Annotated in this window: 11 protein-coding genes; 8 read left to right on the top strand and 3 right to left on the bottom strand. The window is 48.0% G+C overall.

Translation table 11 applies throughout. The features are described 5' to 3' along the window. Positions 1-64: 64 nt before the first annotated feature. Positions 65-1,249 (bottom strand): FecR family protein, encoded by a 1,185-nt coding sequence (locus tag F3I09_RS23790; RefSeq protein WP_149697550.1) that lies wholly within the window; start codon positions 1,247-1,249, stop codon positions 65-67. 118 nt (positions 1,250-1,367) lie between these two features. Continuing rightward, positions 1,368-1,952, bottom strand: coding sequence for an RNA polymerase sigma factor (locus tag F3I09_RS23785; RefSeq protein ID WP_188133932.1), 585 nt, complete (start codon positions 1,950-1,952; stop codon positions 1,368-1,370). A gap of 194 nt (positions 1,953-2,146) precedes the next feature. Here F3I09_RS23785 and F3I09_RS23780 point away from each other — a divergent pair, with 194 nt between their 5' ends. Then, positions 2,147-3,151, top strand: coding sequence for a GlxA family transcriptional regulator (locus F3I09_RS23780; RefSeq protein ID WP_149697548.1), 1,005 nt, complete (start codon positions 2,147-2,149; stop codon positions 3,149-3,151). A 14-nt stretch (positions 3,152-3,165) separates the two neighbouring features. Continuing rightward, positions 3,166-4,173, top strand: coding sequence for a type I glyceraldehyde-3-phosphate dehydrogenase (gene gap / locus F3I09_RS23775; protein WP_370512666.1), 1,008 nt, complete (start codon positions 3,166-3,168; stop codon positions 4,171-4,173). A gap of 9 nt (positions 4,174-4,182) precedes the next feature. Here the strand turns inward: gap and F3I09_RS23770 are convergent, their stop codons facing one another. Further along, entirely contained in the window at positions 4,183-5,205 is a 1,023-nt protein-coding gene (locus F3I09_RS23770; protein WP_149697546.1) for a LacI family DNA-binding transcriptional regulator, read from the bottom strand. A 62-nt stretch (positions 5,206-5,267) separates the two neighbouring features. Between F3I09_RS23770 and F3I09_RS23765 the strand changes: the two genes are divergently transcribed. From F3I09_RS23765 to F3I09_RS23740, 6 genes are all read left to right on the top strand, one after another. Next, positions 5,268-6,905, top strand: coding sequence for a glycoside hydrolase 43 family protein (locus tag F3I09_RS23765; RefSeq protein WP_223233355.1), 1,638 nt, complete (start codon positions 5,268-5,270; stop codon positions 6,903-6,905). A gap of 238 nt (positions 6,906-7,143) precedes the next feature. Beyond that, positions 7,144-10,104 (top strand): TonB-dependent receptor, encoded by a 2,961-nt coding sequence (locus F3I09_RS23760; RefSeq protein WP_149697545.1) that lies wholly within the window; start codon positions 7,144-7,146, stop codon positions 10,102-10,104. Between the two features lie 24 nt (positions 10,105-10,128). Next, positions 10,129-11,778 carry a RagB/SusD family nutrient uptake outer membrane protein gene (locus tag F3I09_RS23755; RefSeq protein ID WP_149697544.1) on the top strand — a complete coding sequence of 550 codons (1,650 nt, stop codon included), beginning with the start codon at positions 10,129-10,131 and terminating at the stop codon, positions 11,776-11,778. 20 nt (positions 11,779-11,798) lie between these two features. Further along, positions 11,799-13,994, top strand: coding sequence for a glycosyl hydrolase family 28 protein (locus tag F3I09_RS23750; RefSeq protein ID WP_149697543.1), 2,196 nt, complete (start codon positions 11,799-11,801; stop codon positions 13,992-13,994). Positions 13,995-14,090: 96 nt separating this feature from the next. After that, a complete protein-coding gene (locus tag F3I09_RS23745; RefSeq protein WP_149697542.1) occupies positions 14,091-15,983 on the top strand; it encodes a DUF4350 domain-containing protein in 1,893 nt (630 codons plus the stop codon). Between the two features lie 14 nt (positions 15,984-15,997). Then, positions 15,998-17,443: a tagaturonate reductase gene (locus F3I09_RS23740; protein WP_149697541.1), complete on the top strand. Its 1,446-nt coding sequence runs from the start codon at positions 15,998-16,000 to the stop codon at positions 17,441-17,443. Positions 17,444-17,453 lie beyond the last annotated feature (10 nt).

Raw genomic sequence — 17,453 nt, 5'->3', positions numbered from 1 at the left:
AAATGCTGTTTAAAATGTGAACAAATACAATTGTTGTGGTGGCTGATTGATTTGTATGGTTGGTTTATGATCTTACAGTTACTTTATTGCCCTCTATATTAAAATGTACATTACCGGTAAGCTCCAGTATTTTAAATACCTGTGAAGCATTGACATTTCTCGGTATGGTACCGCTGAATTTTTTATCCGGTATTTCTTTGTATTCTACTTCTACATCATACCAGCGTGATATCTGTCGCATGATGGTCTGTATATCGGCCCTGTCAAAATAGAAATAGCCATTCTTCCATGCCAGCACCTGCTCTTCATCGGCCGGCTGTATGCTGAGCTTTCCTGACCGTTTCTGTATGATTGCCTGTTTGCCCGGTTGCAGGGTAACAGGAGCATCGCCGTTTATTGCGGCTACCTGTACACTACCCGATACCAGCATGGTGTGTACGGCATTTTCGTCGGCATAGGCGTTCACATTGAAGCTGGTGCCTAATACTTTTACGGTAACATTGTTGGCAGCAGACAGGATAAAGGGTTTGTCTGCATTCTGTGCTACTTCCAGGTATGCCTCACCGGTGATCTCCACTTTTCTTTCATTTCCTGTGAAGGCGGTTGGATATTTCAGGGAAGAGGCGGCATTGAGCCATACTTTGGTGCCATCCGGCAGCACGAGTTTAAACTGACGGCCGCGGGGAGTGGTCATGGTATTGTAGGAGATGCCAGCGGAAGGACTGCCTGATTCATAATCCAGCTGTCCCTTCCTGAGCAGCACTTTTGTGCCGTTTTGATTGGCGATGACGCCGTTGCCGGTGCTGTCAAGTACCACCTGTGAGCCATCATCCAGTGTAAGTACGGCACCCGTTACACCTGGTGTGGCGTCGTGCAGCGGTCTTGCGGGTGTAACGGATGTAATCGGGCGGGAAGCCGGCGTGTGCCTGTACCAGAAGTAGGCGCCCGTTCCCAATAATAAGAGAATGGCGGCGGCAGCAGCCCAGCGCCGGTATACATATATAGGTTTAACAGGTGCAGGTGGCGGCTCATGGAGTTGTGTAGTAAACTGTTCTATAAAACGGTCAGTCTGAGCCGCTGGTACCGGGAAAAGATATTTGTCAGTCAGCATAGCATCCTGCAAGGCATGCTCCAGGATCTCCCGGTTTTCCGGCAGCTCCATGAGGCGGGCAAATTGGGCTTTTTCGGCTGTGCTGATGCTGCCGTCGATATACTTTTCCAGTAAAGAAGTAAAAACGTTATGATCCATGAGCTGTTGGCCTGTACGGTTGTTCTGAATGAAATATTTGTCCCTTGCACATATAAAGACGCAAACGGAAGAGAAGGATAATAGGTCAACCCTAAAATAAATTCAGATTTTTATTTTATTAATACATGGGAGCGATAGCTATCAGCAGAATAAGTACTTCAGGGTAATTGGCCAAATAAGCCCTCAGGGTGTTCAGGGCCTGTACAATATGCCAGTTTACCGCTGCTTTTGAGATATTCAGTTTTTCAGCTATCTGTTCATGGCTGAGATGTTCCAGCCTGCTCATGGTGAAGACTTCCCGCTGCCGCGGAGGAAGTTTGTCCACCGCCTTCAGGATAAGCGCATAGGTTTCTTTGTACTGGTATTGCTGATCGGGGATGAGTATATCTTCCATAGGGTCTTCAGCAGCCGTGTCCGTTTTCATGACCTGTTTGCGCATGGCGGAAATAATCTGGTTACGGCCCAGGATGAACAGATAGTTCCGGAAGTTTTCGATCTCCGGCAGTTTTTCCCTTTGCTGCCAGATTCGGAGGAAGATGTCCTGGGTGATTTCTTCTGCCTCGGGATAGGACTTAGTGAAGGTCTGGGCATGGGAGAATACCCTGGGATGGTAAAAGCGGAGAATAGTACGGAATGCAGATTCATCACCTGCTGCGATCTGTCCCAATAGTTCACGCTCATTATGTAATTCCGTAATATCCAAGTATGTAATGACTAGCTGAAGCGCTAAAGATAAGAAACTTTACAGGCTATTTTATCTGATGCCTGCAAACGGAGCTTTATTTTATGGTGTGTGTTCGGCAGGGGAATATTGCCATTAAATGGCATAAATTGTATAAATTATGGCATTTGTGCCATCTTCTGTACATATTAAATTTGTAACGTTCAAGCAATCTTATGCCGGTAAAAACAAAGAAACTCGTTGTAATTGTGCCTATGCCGGGTACTTTCCTGTTGGACATCGCCGGTCCGGTGGACGTCTTCACCGCGGCAGACGGTATATTGAACGAAATGGGGGCATCGCCAGGAGATGGATATAATGTGTTGCTTGCCTCTCCGCTCACTACAAAAAAGATCACGACAAAAAGCCGTATGGAGTTGAGTTGCGAGGTGAGGGTAGATGCGATCGACAAACCTATTGACACACTGATCATCGCAGGCTTTCCTATGTCCATGCTGGAAACCAGCGGTGCCTTTATCAGCTGGCTGCACAACATTTATCCAAAAGTGCGCCGTATTTGCTCTGTATGTGTGGGCACTTATGCGCTGGCAGAAGCGGGTATACTGGAAGGTAAACACGCCACGACTCACTGGCAGTTCAGCCAGGATTTCCAGCAAAGGTACCCCGGCATCAAAGTAGATACAAATCCTTTCTATACGCGTGATGGTAATGTATATACTTCAGGAGGTGTGGCTTCCGGAATAGACCTCTCGCTGGCATTGGTGGAAGAAGATTATGGAAGAGACCTGGCCCTCGCTGCCGCACGCAAACTGGTACTATACCTGAAACGCACCGGTTATCAGTCACAGTTTAGTTCTCTGTCACAGATGCATACGATGGAGCATTCCATAGCAGGGAAGCTATATCCCTGGATGATCCGCCATTTACAGGGAGATCTCCGCGTAGAGCACCTGGCTGAGCATAGCAATATGAGCCTGCGCAATTTCAACCGCGTATTCATCAAAGAAGCAGGTATGACACCTGCAAAATTCGTAGAGAAAGTACGTGTGGAAGTAGCAAGAAAATATCTTGAAGATAGTGACCTGAGCATGGAACAGATTGCAGAGAAATGCGGACTGGGAGGGCTGGTCTCCATGCGGCGCACGTTTATGCGGCACATGATGGTATCGCCGTCGGATTACCGCCGTTCTTTCAGAACATCATTACAAACACTTAATTGATCACCCAAAAATATATAACGATGAAAGTAGCTATCAATGGATTCGGACGCATAGGCAGAATGACGCTGAGAGCGTTACAGGACAAGAAAGGAGTGGAAGTAGTAGCAGTTAATGACCTCACTGATATCGGGTTGCTCGCGCACCTCTTGAAATATGATACATCTCACGGGAAATTTCCGGGCACAGTGACACACGATGATAAACATCTTATTGTGAATGGTAAGAATATCCTGCTACTGAATGAACGGTCGCCGGAGAAACTGCCCTGGGCACAACTGGGCGTAGATGTAGTGATTGAATCTACAGGCCGTTTTACCCAGCGGGAACTGGCGCAGCAGCACATTACTGCAGGAGCAGGAAAGGTGTTGATCACGGCACCTGCCAGTGGCGGTGTAAAGACGATCGTAGCAGGTGTCAACAACGATCAGATAGGCGTCGAAGATGAAATCCTTTCTACGGCTTCCTGTACAACGAACTGTATCGCACCGGTATTATACCTGCTGGATAAGGAATATGGCATTGCATCTGGTTATATGAGCACTGTGCATGCATTTACGATGGACCAGATGCTGCAGGATGGTCCGCATAAAGATTACAGAAGGGCCAGGGCTGCCACGCAGTCTATCATCCCTACCACCACTGGTGCGGCAAAGGCGATCGGCGATGTATTGCCGGATTTGAAAGGTAAAATGGATGGGTTCTCTTACAGGGTACCAGTGATTGACGGTTCTATTGCAGATATGTCGCTGAACCTGGTGAAACCTGCTTCAGCAGCAGAGATCAATCAGCTGTTCAAAAGTTATGCGGATACATCACTGAAAGGGATACTGGAATATACAGAGGAACCGCTGGTTTCTGCAGATATCCTGGGGAATACACATTCTTCCATCGTAGATGGAACGCTGACACGTGCGATAGGCAACCTGGTGAAAATAGTGGCCTGGTATGACAATGAAGTGGGTATCTCCAACAGGATTGCTGAGCTGACCGTGGAACTGGCTGCTCAGCAGGTGCCTGCATGATATGCTGCATCAGGATGAAGCTTGTACGATAAGGCTGGTGTTCAATATTTTTCTCTCGAATTCCTTTACAGGCTTTTTGCTCTCTATTAGTTGTAACAAAAGGTTTGTAGCGATCTGCCCCATTTCAAAGGCAGGTTGTCTGACTACGGTCAGCGGTGGGTGCAGCAGTTCTATCAGATCTGAATTAGAGAAGCCAACCAGGGCAATGTCCTGAGGAATACGGATACCCTTGCTTTTTAATACACGCATACAGTTGGTGGTCAGCTTATCTGACGCCGTAAAAATAGCATCAGGCCGTGGGCGCAGTTTCAACAGCTGACTCACGGCCTGTTCTACTTCCTGTAGTTGTAGTCCGGCGTAACGGCTGTATTTGATCAATGCCTTACCAGGTTTTACCCTTGTATGCGCCAGCGCTTCCCTGTATCCTGCAATGCGCTCGCGGCTGATAGACAGGTTTTCAGGACCTGCAATAACCGCAATATGTTTGTAGCCTTTATTGATCAGGTGGAGTGTGGCATCATAAGCGCCCCTGAAATTATCTACCATCACCTTATGGGTCTGTATCTCCTCAACGATACGGTCAAAGAATACGATAGGAAAGCCTCTTTCGTGTAATGCCTTCAGGTGGTCCAGGTTCTCCGTACCGCTGGATACAGAGATGAGCAGTCCATCTATGGAGCGGGATGCCAGGTATTGCAGTGTCATCACTTCTTTGTCGAAAGATTCATGCGTCTGAGAGATCATTACATTATACCCTTTGTCTTTCGCAACGGATTCTATGCCGTTGATGGCCTGTGAGAAGAAACTGTTGGCAATCTCGGCGACGATGACGCCTATGGAGCGGCTTCGCTTTTCTTTCAGGCTTAATGCGATCGGGTTAGGATGGTAATTGATCCTGGTGGCATATTCGAGAACCAGCTGTTTGGTGGCAATACTGATCTCATGACTGTCCCGCAGGGCACGGGACACGGTAGAGGTGGACAACCCCAGCGCAATAGCGATATCTTTTATAGTGGCAGCTTCGAATTTCATAACGTAATGAGTAAATATACTTATAATTTATTTTATACTATATTGGTGTCATTCTAACACGTATGAAAAACGCCTCACAGATGAATAAAGCGCTGATATTTCTGGCTGCCGGATTAACCTGTTTTTCCACTGTTTACGGGCAGCAGCTATCACAATCATGGGTGCCGGACCTGGGAAATGGCTCCTACAAAAATCCTGTTATTAATGCCGATTATTCTGATCCTGACGCCTGCAGGGCAGGGAACGATTTTTATCTTGTAGCCTCCAGTTTCAATGCTGCACCGGGACTGCCCATTCTACATTCGAAAGACCTGGTGAACTGGGAGATAACCGGATATGCGCTGCAACGGCAGCCGCCTTTTGAGCACTTCACTAAGGTAAGGCATGGCAATGGTGTTTGGGCGCCCTCTATCCGTTATCACAAAGGAGAATTTTATATCTATTATCCTGATCCTGACTTTGGTATCTATATGATCAAAGCAAAAAATGCAGCCGGACCATGGTCAGAGCCGGTAATGGTAAAAGCAGGGAAGGGCCTTATAGATCCTTGTCCGCTGTGGGATGACGATGGCAAGGTGTACCTGGTGCATGCCTGGGCGGGCAGCAGGGCGGGTATTAAAAGCATATTGACGTTGAACAGATTGAATGCAGCGGGAACGGCAGTAACGGATGAAGGCGTGCTGGTATTTGATGGCCATGGCGCACATCCTACACTGGAAGGCCCGAAATTATATAAACGGAATGGCTTCTATTACATATTCGCTCCGGCAGGAGGTGTAAGCACCGGTTGGCAATTGGTATTGCGGTCAAAGAACATTTACGGTCCCTATGAGGAGAAGATCGTGATGGACCAGGGCAATACGACCATTAATGGCCCGCATCAGGGAGCCTGGGTGGATATGCCTTCCGGTTCCAGCTGGTTTCTGCATTTCCAGGACAAAGGCGCTTATGGCCGTGTGGTGCACCTGCAACCTTTACAATGGGTGAATAACTGGCCGGTGATCGGCAATGATCCTGACAAAGACGGAAAGGGAGAACCAGTAATGACCTATCGTAAGCCTTTGGCAGGAAGTACAGCCATGACAACGCAGGAATCGGACGAGTTCAATGGACAATCATCAGGACTGCAATGGCAATGGCAGGCAAACCCTGCCTCTACCTGGATGATGCCTTTCCCGGCCCGTGGTGTCTTACGTTTGTTCTCCGCCCGGATGCCCGATTCCTGCCGTAACTACTGGGAAGTGCCAAATCTGCTTTTGCAGAAATTTCCTGCGGATAGTTTTACAGCTACTACCAAACTTACTTTTACGCCTAACCCTTCACTGGAAGGCGAACGTACGGGATTGATCGTCATGGGTACAGACTATGCAGGTATCTCGCTTATGAAGAAGGGTAATACATTACAAGTGGTTTATGCCTCCTGTCTGCATGCCGATAAAGGAACAGCAGAAGAACAGGAAGTACTGACCACCGTAAAAGACAGCACCTGCTGGTTCCGCGTGCAGGTAAGCAAGGGGGCTGTTTGCCAGTTTAGCTATAGCCCGGACGGCCGGCAATTCATTCCTGCAGGCAAACCATTTACTGCACAAGCGGGCAGATGGATAGGCGCCAAAGTAGGGATCTTCTGTACCCGGGCTTCACAGATCAACGATTCCGGATTTGCCGATTTTGATTGGTTCCGGATCACTGCTGCGCATTAACAGCTAGCAAATTGTAATAGTATATGTCAGTCACTAAAAACCATGCTTTCCGCAAACGTTTGCGTAAATAAATACCTGCAAACCTTTCCATATTAATGAATATAGCTGTAGAATTGTTTCGGGGATATCGGTAGAAGGATCCGATACAAACCAGTACTGCTTTGTATTGCCACTGTAGCAATAGTATTCCGTTGCGGATTAACAGAACCCAAATTTAGAGACATATATAAATTACGTTATGAAAAAACTGTTATTGATGTACTGGCTATTGCTGGGCGTTGCCGGGATGGCATTTGCACAGAGCCAGGTTATAAAAGGGCGTGTCTCCGACGCAGCAACAGGAGAGCCGCTCGTAATGGTGAACATACAACTTAAAGGTACCACAACAGGTGTGCAGACAGACGCCACCGGCGCATTTTCTCTTACAGTTCCCGATGCCAGAACAGGTGTTTTGATATTCAGTTATCTCGGATATCAGGCACTGACGCAAAACATTAATGGTAGCAGCAACATCTTTGTGAAACTGGAAAAAGATAATAAACAACTGGATGAAGTCGTGGTAGTAGGTTACGGTGAAGTAAAGAAACGTGACCTCACCGGCGCTGTTGTTTCTGTGAAAGGAGAAGAGTTGAAGAAGATCCCTTCCACGAATGTGATGGAGTCCGTACAGGGTAAACTGCCCGGTGTGGATATTACCAAAAGCAGTGGGGCCTCCGGTGCTAAAGTCAATGTGACCGTCAGAGGTAACCGCTCTATCCGTGCAGATAACGGACCCCTGTATATCGTAGACGGTGTACAGTACGAGAACATCCAGGATATCAACCCGAACGATATCCAGTCCATGGAAGTACTGAAAGATGCTTCCTCTACGGCTATCTATGGTTCCAGAGGCGCCAACGGCGTTATCATTGTTACGACTAAAAAGGGCGTTAGTGGTAAACCACGTGTAACCGTAAATACATATGTTGGCTCGTCGCAGGTAGCTGGTTATCCCTACATGTCCACCGGCCCACAATATGTAGCGCTGAAACGTGAAGCCAACCGCACTACAGGTCGTTGGAAAACGGAAGCAGATGATCCGCTGATCTTTAATGCAGCCGAAGTGAACGCCATCCAGAATAACCTCTGGACAAACTATGCGGACCTCCTGATCCATGATGGCCTGCAACAGGATTACCAGGTAAGTGTATCCGGAGGTGCTGATAAAACGAAAGTTTATCTCTCGCTGGATTATTTCGATGAAAAGGGGCTTTTCAAACTCGATCACCTGAAAAGATATTCCGCCCGTCTGAACCTCGACCAGATCATAAACGATTACCTGAAAGTGGGTATGCAGAGCCAGGTGACCTACTACAACCAGAATAGCCGCCGTGATCCGCTGAATCAGGGTAACAAGATCATACCGCTCGGCCTTCCTTATGATCAGGACGGTAAGCTGGTCGTATTTCCTAACGGCGGCACGATGATCAGCCCTCTGGCGGATGAACAACCCAATGCATATCAGAACAATGGCCGGGTGACCCGCACATTCGTGAACGCTTATGTGGAGCTGACACCTTTAAAAGGCCTGTCTCTACGTTCCAACTTCGGTGTTACACTGGATAATACACGTACCGGGATCTACGCAGCTAAAAATACGATCGACCGTGCTACGGCTTCGGCCTCCCGTTCGCAGCTCAATAGCGGCAGCAGACGTTTTCTCAGCTGGGAGAATGTGTTGAACTATCAGCGTACCATTGGCGATCATTCATTCGGAGTGACCGGCGTAGCCAGCTTGCTCTCTGATCAGCGGGATTCCAGTTTCCTGCAGGGTGAAGGACAACTACTCCCTTCACAACTATACTATGCCTTGCAAAACAGCGTGAGCGGCATTGCTATCCGTTCCAGCTATATGGCCAGCAAACTGATCTCATTCACAGGCCGTATCAACTATAGCTATAAAGGAAAATATCTTCTGTCATTAACAGGGCGTTCTGATGGATCTTCCAAACTGGCGCCCGGCAATAAATGGGCCTTCTTCCCATCTGTTGCAGGAGCATGGCGTATCTCTGACGAAGCCTTCATGCGTGACCAGCATATCTTCAGTGATCTGAAACTGCGTGCCAGCTATGGTATTGCCGGTAATGATGCGGTACCGCCTTATGCAACGGCCAGTTATCTGACCAAGATCCCATTCTCTTATGATGATACCAACTCTGCAATGGGATATGCCATCGGCAGCCAGGTTGGTAATAAATTCCTGAAATGGGAACTGTCCTCCACTACTGACATCGGACTGGACATGAGTTTCCTGAACGGCAGGATCAATGCTACCATCGACTATTACGATACACATACGAAAGACCTGCTGCTGCAGAGAACATTGCCTGGTTCTTCGGGCGTTAGTTCAGTGATCCAGAATATTGGTAAAACGAGGAACAGAGGTATAGAACTGGGTATCAATACCAGCAATGTGAGAGTGAATGGATTCAGCTGGACATCCAATATCACCTTCTCAAAGAACAAGGAAGAGATCGTAGCACTGGCGGACGCCAACACCAATGATGTAGCCAACAGCTGGTTCATTGGGCAGCCTGTCAAAGTATTCTTCGACTATGAGAAGATCGGTATCTGGCAAACGAAAGAAGCAGATGCTGCTGCCAAATACAAAAACAAACCCGGCGATATCAAAGTGCGTGACCAGGACAATAATGGTGTACTGAATTCCAGCGACCGCATTGTAGTTGGTAAACAGGTACCTACCTGGAGTGGTGGTTTCAATAACGATATCCGCTTTAGGAATTTCGATCTGAACGTGTATGTGTTTGCGCGTATCGGGCAATGGATCAATTCAGAATATGCTGCCAAGTTTGACCCGCAGGGATTGGAAAATAGTGCGCCACTTGATTACTGGACGCCGGAGCATGAAACTAACGCCTATCCCCGTCCAAATGCAAGTGTGTCAAAAGACGGTACGCCTTATATCAAAACACTGGGATATAAGGATGGTTCTTTCGTGAAGATCCGTAACATCTCACTGGGTTATACACTGCCAGCAGGTGCGTTGAAGACCATGCATATGAGTAATCTGCGTGTCTATGTAACAGGTAAGAACCTGTTCACTTTCAGCAAAGTGAAAGATTATGATCCTGAGAGGGGAGGTGACCTGAGCAACCCGCTGACGAAGATGTATGTAGCTGGCCTGAACGTAGAATTCTGATTCATTCAATTAACCTGACAAACCATGAAACGTTATATAAACCTGTTCATTATCATACTGCTTGGCGCCGGTTTGCTGGCCGCCTGCAACAAACAGCTGGAAGAATACAACCCTTCCGGACTCACCGTCGACCAGGTGTTCGGTACACCCGACGGCTTTGAAACACTGGTAAATGCTGCTTATTCCTACAACCGCTGGTGGTACGGAAAAGAAGAAGGTTATAGCATCTCTGAAATGGGCACAGACCTCTGGACCAGTGGTACCGGCGACAAATACCCTGATCTTACGCAGTACATCAATCTCCAGGCAAGCAATAGTGTGATGAGCGGATTGTGGCGGCAGCTGTACTCAGCCATCAATCTCTGTAATACAGGAATAGCCAGGGTGGGTAAAGCCGGCTTAACAGAAGATAAAAGAGTGATCCGCGAAGCAGAACTGCGTTTCCTTAGGGCCTTCTACTATTGGCATGTCGTGGAAACATGGGGCGGCGTTCATTTTACGCTGACAGAAACAAACGGTGTGCAAACCACCGCAAACCGTACTCCGGTTGATACTTTTTATGCGCAGATCTTCCGCGACCTGGAAATGGCTGCTGCCAATCTGCCGCGCACTACAAGCGACTATGGCCGTGCTACCAAACCAGCAGCTATGGCATTCCTGGCCCGCGTGTACCTCACCCGTGGTCAGAATGATAAAGCTGCAGCACTGGCTGACTCAGTGATCGGTAACTTCGGATTTGCACTGCAGGCTAAATACGCTGACCTCTGGCGTATGGACAACCTGCAAAACAAAGAGATCGTGTGGGCCGTTAACTATATGAAGAACCTGGTGTATAACGACAGACTGGACGCTACTTTATATCCTAACGGGCATTCCCGTGGCGCTAACAATGGTCACCTGATGTTTACGATGAAATACGATGACCTGCCAGGTATGCAACGCGATATTGCCAATGGCCGGCCTTTCAACAGGTATATGCCTACATTGTACCTGCTGCAACTTTTTAATGAAAAGGCGGATGCAAGATTTGATGCCAGCTTCAAAAGCGTATGGTATTGTAATAACCCGGCAACGGGCCGCAGAGGTATGAAACTGGGAGATACTGCAGTAGTATGTACCAAATATGTGGTTGCTCCTGCGGACACTGCCGGTAAGGCATATCGTGTGTATGACAGGAATACTTCTTATCTTCCGGGTGAAGGAGGTTCTGACCGTACCCATTATATCTCTCTGAAGAAATTTGAAGATCCTACACGAGGCGGCAAGGATGAAGAACAAAGCGCCCGTGACGCCTATATTATCCGTCTGGGCGAAGTGTACCTGATCGCTGCAGAGGCACAGATTAACCTGGGTAACAAAGCCAAAGCGGCGGAATACATTACCACGTTACGCAAACGTTCTATTATTCCCGGTCACGAAGCAGAAATGCTGGTGACAGATGCAGATATGACCATTGATTTCATCCTGGCTGAAAGGGCCCGTGAACTGGCTGGCGAACAGCTGCGCTGGTTTGATCTGAAACGTACCGGTAAGCTGGGCACCCAGATCTCTGCACATAATCCTGATGCGGCCAAGAATTTCCAGTCATTCCATACCGTTCGTCCTATTCCACAGGATCAGATCGATGCAGTGACGAACAAGAGTGAGTTTACTCAAAATCCGAACTATCAGTAATACTATTAAACCGAAAGCTCATGAAGTTGTATCTATTGGCGCTGCTTTTTCCTTTGATCAGTTGGATAGCGACAGACGATCCGCCGCGCGTGTTTATGATCGGTGATTCTACGATGGCCAATAAGCCCCTGGAAGACAATCCCGAAAGAGGATGGGGACAGCTGTTCCCGCTCTTTTTGCAGAAAGGTGTGACCGTAAAGAACTATGCCGTCAACGGACGCAGTACCAAAAGCTTTATTAATGAGCATCGCTGGGATAGTGTTTTAGCGCAATTAAAGCCCGGAGACTGGCTTATTATCCAGTTTGGGCATAATGATGCCAAAAAGGATGATCCGAACCGTTATGCGGCTCCTGATGGCGAATACAGGGATAACCTGATCCGTTTTGTAAAGGAAGCCCGCGCGAAAGGGGCTAATCCTATTCTCATCACCCCGGTACAACGCCGGAAGTTTGATGAGAAAGGAACCTTTGTAGACCAGCATGGGGAATATCCACGTGTAGTAAGAGAAGTGGCCGCCAGCAATAAAGTGCCCCTGATAGACCTGCATAAAAGCAGCGAAGCCCTGCTCGTACAGCATGGCGTACAGGGCTCTGAAAAGTTGTTCAAGACCACAGGGCCGGGGCATTATACAACATTGCCCAATGGCGTTACCGATAATACCCATTTTAATACCTATGGCGCCACCCTGGTTGCAGGGCTGGTAGCCCGGGAGATCAGGGATAAACATATCGGGCTGGAAAAATACCTGGAACAGACCGCTTTTGAAGGAAAGTACCGTTTTGAGCTGCCGGAGATCTATGAACCACATTTCAGAAGAGATACACTGAACATCGTGGCTTTCGGCGCAAAAGCTGACGGCATCACGCTGAACAGTAAAAGCATTAACGACGCCATCACCGCCTGCAACAACAAAGGCGGCGGTGTAGTAATGGTGCCGTCGGGACTGTGGCTGACGGGACCTGTTGTGCTGAAGAGTAATGTGAACCTGTACCTGGCGCCCAATGCCATCTTACAGTTTACAACGGATTTTGACCAGTTTCCGCTGGTGGAGACCACCTACGAGGGCCTGAAAGCTATGCGTTGCCAGGCGCCTGTATCTGCCGTAAATGCAGAGAATATTGCCATTACTGGTAGTGGTATCCTGGATGGCGGCGGAGATGCCTGGCGTATTGTGAAAAAGGATAAGCTGACGGAATCTCAGTGGACTAAACTGCTGGCTTCCGGTGGTATAGAGGGAGAGGATAAAAAGACCTGGTATCCTTCCGCAAAATCATTAAAGGGTTCCAGCACCAAACTGGCCGGTGTAATAGAGGCAGGTAAGACTGCTGCCGACTATGACGACATCAAGGACTTCCTCCGTCCTAATATGATCAGCATCACCTCCTGTAAGTATGTGTTGCTGGAAGGCGTGACCTTCCAGAATTCTCCGGCCTGGTGTATCCATCCGCTGCTGACAGAACATATTACTTTGCGCAATGTATATGCGAAGAATCCCTGGTATGCACAGAATGGCGACGGGCTGGATCTCGAGTCATGCCGCTATTCCCGCATAGAGGGCTGCACCTTCGATGTGGGTGATGACGGCATTTGTATCAAATCAGGCAGGGATGAACAGGGACGTAAACGCGGCGTGGCTACAGAAGACGTGATTGTCAATAATTGTACAGTATATCACGCACACGGCGGTTTTGTGATAGGCAGTGAAATGTCGGGTGGTGCGCGCAACCTGTTTGTATCAGATTGCTCTTTCCTGGGCACCGATATTGGTCTGCGTTTTAAAACCACCCGCGGCCGCGGAGGTATAGTAGAGAAGATCTATGTGAATAATATCAACATGAAAGATATCCCGGCGGAGGCTATTCTGTTCGATATGTATTACATGGCGAAAGACCCTGTGCCGCTGTCTGGCGAAAAGCGCGAGGCGCCTAAAGTGCAGCTGTTCCCCGTAACGGAGGCAACGCCGCAGTTCAGGGATTTTCATATCAGCAATGTGGTATGTCATGGGGCAGAGAAAGCGATCTTCATCCGTGGACTACCGGAAATGCCGATCAGCGATATCTACCTGAAAGATATCACTATCAAGGCGAAGGCATCAGGCGACTGTATTGCGGGGAGCAATATCAGTCTGACCAATGTTACGCTTGTTACGAAGGATAGTGGTAAGATCAATGTGCAGGATAGCAAACAGGTGAAACTTGATATTACAAAACGATAAACTGATCAGGCATTAAGCACCAGGAGTAAATGTGGCAATTATTGCCGCATTTATCTCCTGGTGCTTAATGCCTGATTTTAAGAAAACGCACACGGCATGAAAAAACAACTGAGCATCCTTTTCCTCCTGCTGCCTGCATTTGCTTTCGCACAATCTGCAAAGATGGCCGAAACGATGATCCGGATATGGGGAGATTCCTTACAGCTGGCAGGAAGGCCCGCACACTGGACATATGATCAGGGTGTGGTACTGGAAGGCTTTACAGGATTATGGAAGAATACGGGAGACGGAAAGTACTTCCGTTTTATACAGACAGGCATAGATCATTACCTGGAAAAGGATGGTACTATCCGTACTTACAAGGCAGAAGATTACAACATCGACAATATCAAAAATGGCCGTTCTCTATTGTTGCTTTATAAAGTGACCAATGAAGAAAAATATAAACTGGCAGCTGATAAACTGAAAGCCCAACTGGATAAGCAACCACGAACAAATGAAGGAGGTTTCTGGCATAAGAAGCGTTACCCTTACCAGATGTGGCTGGACGGTCTGTACATGGCAGAGCCTTTCTATGCAGAGTATGCAGCGCTCTTTCATGATGAAGCGGCGTTCAAAGATATTACACGTCAGTTTGTGCTGATGGAAGTGCATTCCCGTGATGCCAAAACGGGATTGCTGTATCATGGTTATGATGAATCGCGTGAGCAGCGTTGGGCTGATAAAACCACTGGCCGTTCACCCAATTTCTGGGGCCGTGCCATGGGGTGGTATGGAATGGCATTGGTAGATGCACTGGAATATTTTCCACAGGGACATCCTGGCAGGGACAGCCTGATACAGATCCTGAACAGGATGGCAGCTGCTGTTAAGAAATACCAGGACCCTGCCAGCGGCTGCTGGTGGCAGGTGCTGGATAAAGGCAAGGAAAAAGGGAATTACCTCGAAGCATCTGCTTCCTGCATGTTTGTGTATACACTGGCTAAAGGCGTGCGTCTGGGATACCTGCCAGCCAGCTATAGTACAGTGGCCGACAAAGGTTATAAAGGACTGACGAAACAGTTTGTAAGGTCTGCACCTGAAGGTGGCGTGAACCTGGAGGGTACCGTGAGTGTGGCCGGATTGGGTGGTGATCCTTACCGTGATGGCAGTTATGCTTATTATCTCAGTGAGAAGGTAGTAGTGAATGATCCTAAGGGAGTAGGCGCGTATATGCAGGCGGCAAATGAAATGGAGCAGGCAGCGATCCCCAAAACAGGGAAAGGAATAACGGTGACTATCGACAATTACTTCAACAATGAATTCAGAAAAGGGCCTGCGGGACAACCTGAATCCTGGCATTATGTATGGAATGAAATGGACAACGGCGGTTATTCTCTCTGGGGACATATCTTCCGTAACAGGGGCGCAACAACAAAGATATTGTCTGTAGCACCGACTGTTGCCAGCCTTGCAAAGACAGATATTTTCCTCATTGTTGACCCCGATACAGAAAAGGAAACGACGCAGCCGAATTATATGACGGACGCTCATGCAGAAGAAATATACAACTGGGTGAAGAAAGGTGGTGTATTGGTCATCCTGCAGAATGACGCAGGGAATTCCGAGATAAAAACCTTCAATAAACTGACAGGCCGTTTCGGTATCACGTTTAAGGAAGACAGCCGTAACCATGTAGAGGGCAAACAGTTTGAACAGGGCGCTTTATTCCTGCCTGCAGGCAATGAAGTATTCCCGCATACCAAAAAGATCTATATCAAGGAGATCTCTACAATCACGACTGCACAACCAGCAAGAGCGGTGTATACCGATAAGGGGGATGTAGTGATGGCGGTATCTAAAGTTGGTAAAGGAACAGTATTCGCTGTAGGCGATCCATGGTTCTATAACGAATATCTTGACGGACGCCGTTTACCGTCATCTTTTGAAAATTACCAGGCAGCTGTCGACCTTACGGAATGGCTGTTCAAACAGGTAGTGCGTAAATAATGTAAACGAGGCATATGCAATTGAACAAACAATTATTGAGCGGCGGAGAACCTCCTGCGCTGCCCGAAAAGGTGCTGCAATTCGGTACCGGGGTATTGTTAAGGGGACTACCGGATTATTTTATTGACAAGGCCAATAAAGCAGGCATTTTCAATGGCCGCATTGTTATGATCAAGTCTACGGACAAAGGCAATACGGACGCCTACCAGGAACAGGACAACCTGTACACGCATTGTATACAGGGCATCATGCAGGGTCGCAGAGTAGAGGAATATATTGTTAACGCGGCTATCAGCAGGGTATTGTCTGCCGCTGCTGAATGGGAGGAAATATTGGCCTGCGCTGCTTCTCCTGAGATGGAAATAGTGATCTCCAATACCACGGAAGTAGGCATTACTTTATCAGATGATAATGTACATGCTGCTCCACCTGCTTCTTTCCCCGGTAAGCTGCTGGCGTTCCTCCTGCGGCGCTACCAGCATTTCAAGGGAGATCCGGATAAAGGGATGGTGATCATTCCTACGGAGTTGATCCCTGACAATGGCACTAAACTGAAAACTATACTCCTGGAACTGGCAAAGCGTAATCAGCTGGAAGAGCCGTTCATTCAATGGTTAACTACAGCTAATCATATCTGCAATTCCCTGGTAGACCGTATCGTGCCCGGTGCATTACCTGCGGCAGCGCATGATGTGGTTGAAAAACAACTGGGCTATGAAGATAAACTGATGATCATGTCTGAGCCATATGCGTTATGGGCAATAGAGACAGACAATGAAACAGTCAGGAAGAAACTGGCTTTTTACCAGGCCGATAGCGGTGTAGTGTTAGCACCGGACATCAACGTATTCCGCGAATTGAAATTACGTCTGCTGAACGGCACGCATACGCTGACCTGCGGACTGGCCGCTTTAGCCGGCTTTGATACAGTAAAGGATGCGATGGAAGATGCTGCGATGGAAAGCTGCATATCTGCGCTGATGAAACATGAAATAGTACCGGCTATTACAGATGTGGCTATCCGTGAAGATGCGGCATTACGCTTTGCCGGAAGTGTGTTGGACCGCTTCAGAAATCCTTATATAGAACACCGATGGTTAAGCATCACCATGCAATACACATCCAAGATGAAGATGCGGGTGATACCGGTATTACAACGCCATTATCAGCGCTTTGAGGAAGTGCCTGCATTGACGGCGCTTGGCTTTGCAGCTTACCTGCTGTTCATGCGCGAAGGTAATGTAACAGACGATCATGCCGGTTATTTCAAAGAGAAATGGCAGCAGCTGGAGCCTGCAGTGCTGGTACAAACAGTATTGAAGGATGTTGCTTTATGGGGAACAGACCTGACGGCATTGACAGGTTTCGCTCATGCGGTAACAGTAATGCTGGGCGCATTGCTCAATGAAGGAGCTGGTTCATTGATCAGAAGAGTATCAGTAGAAACAACGATTGCTTAAAACAAAAACA

The sequence above is a fragment of the Chitinophaga sp. CF418 genome (assembly GCF_900142925.1).
Classification (GTDB): domain Bacteria; phylum Bacteroidota; class Bacteroidia; order Chitinophagales; family Chitinophagaceae; genus Chitinophaga.
Note: the sequence above shows the minus strand (reverse complement) of the source record. Positions and strands in the feature narration are given on the sequence as shown.

Bases quoted from the DNA above. Each gene is read 5' to 3' on its own strand.
- F3I09_RS23790 (WP_149697550.1), bottom strand. From the start codon at position 1,249: ATGGATCATAACGTTTTTACTTCTTTACTGGAAAAGTATATCGACGGC.
- F3I09_RS23780 (WP_149697548.1), top strand. From the start codon at position 2,147: ATGCCGGTAAAAACAAAGAAACTCGTTGTAATTGTGCCTATGCCGGGT.
- F3I09_RS23770 (WP_149697546.1), bottom strand. From the start codon at position 5,205: ATGAAATTCGAAGCTGCCACTATAAAAGATATCGCTATTGCGCTGGGG.
- F3I09_RS23765 (WP_223233355.1), top strand. From the start codon at position 5,268: ATGAAAAACGCCTCACAGATGAATAAAGCGCTGATATTTCTGGCTGCC.
- F3I09_RS23760 (WP_149697545.1), top strand. From the start codon at position 7,144: ATGAAAAAACTGTTATTGATGTACTGGCTATTGCTGGGCGTTGCCGGG.
- F3I09_RS23755 (WP_149697544.1), top strand. From the start codon at position 10,129: ATGAAACGTTATATAAACCTGTTCATTATCATACTGCTTGGCGCCGGT.
- F3I09_RS23750 (WP_149697543.1), top strand. From the start codon at position 11,799: ATGAAGTTGTATCTATTGGCGCTGCTTTTTCCTTTGATCAGTTGGATA.
- F3I09_RS23745 (WP_149697542.1), top strand. From the start codon at position 14,091: ATGAAAAAACAACTGAGCATCCTTTTCCTCCTGCTGCCTGCATTTGCT.
- F3I09_RS23740 (WP_149697541.1), top strand. From the start codon at position 15,998: ATGCAATTGAACAAACAATTATTGAGCGGCGGAGAACCTCCTGCGCTG.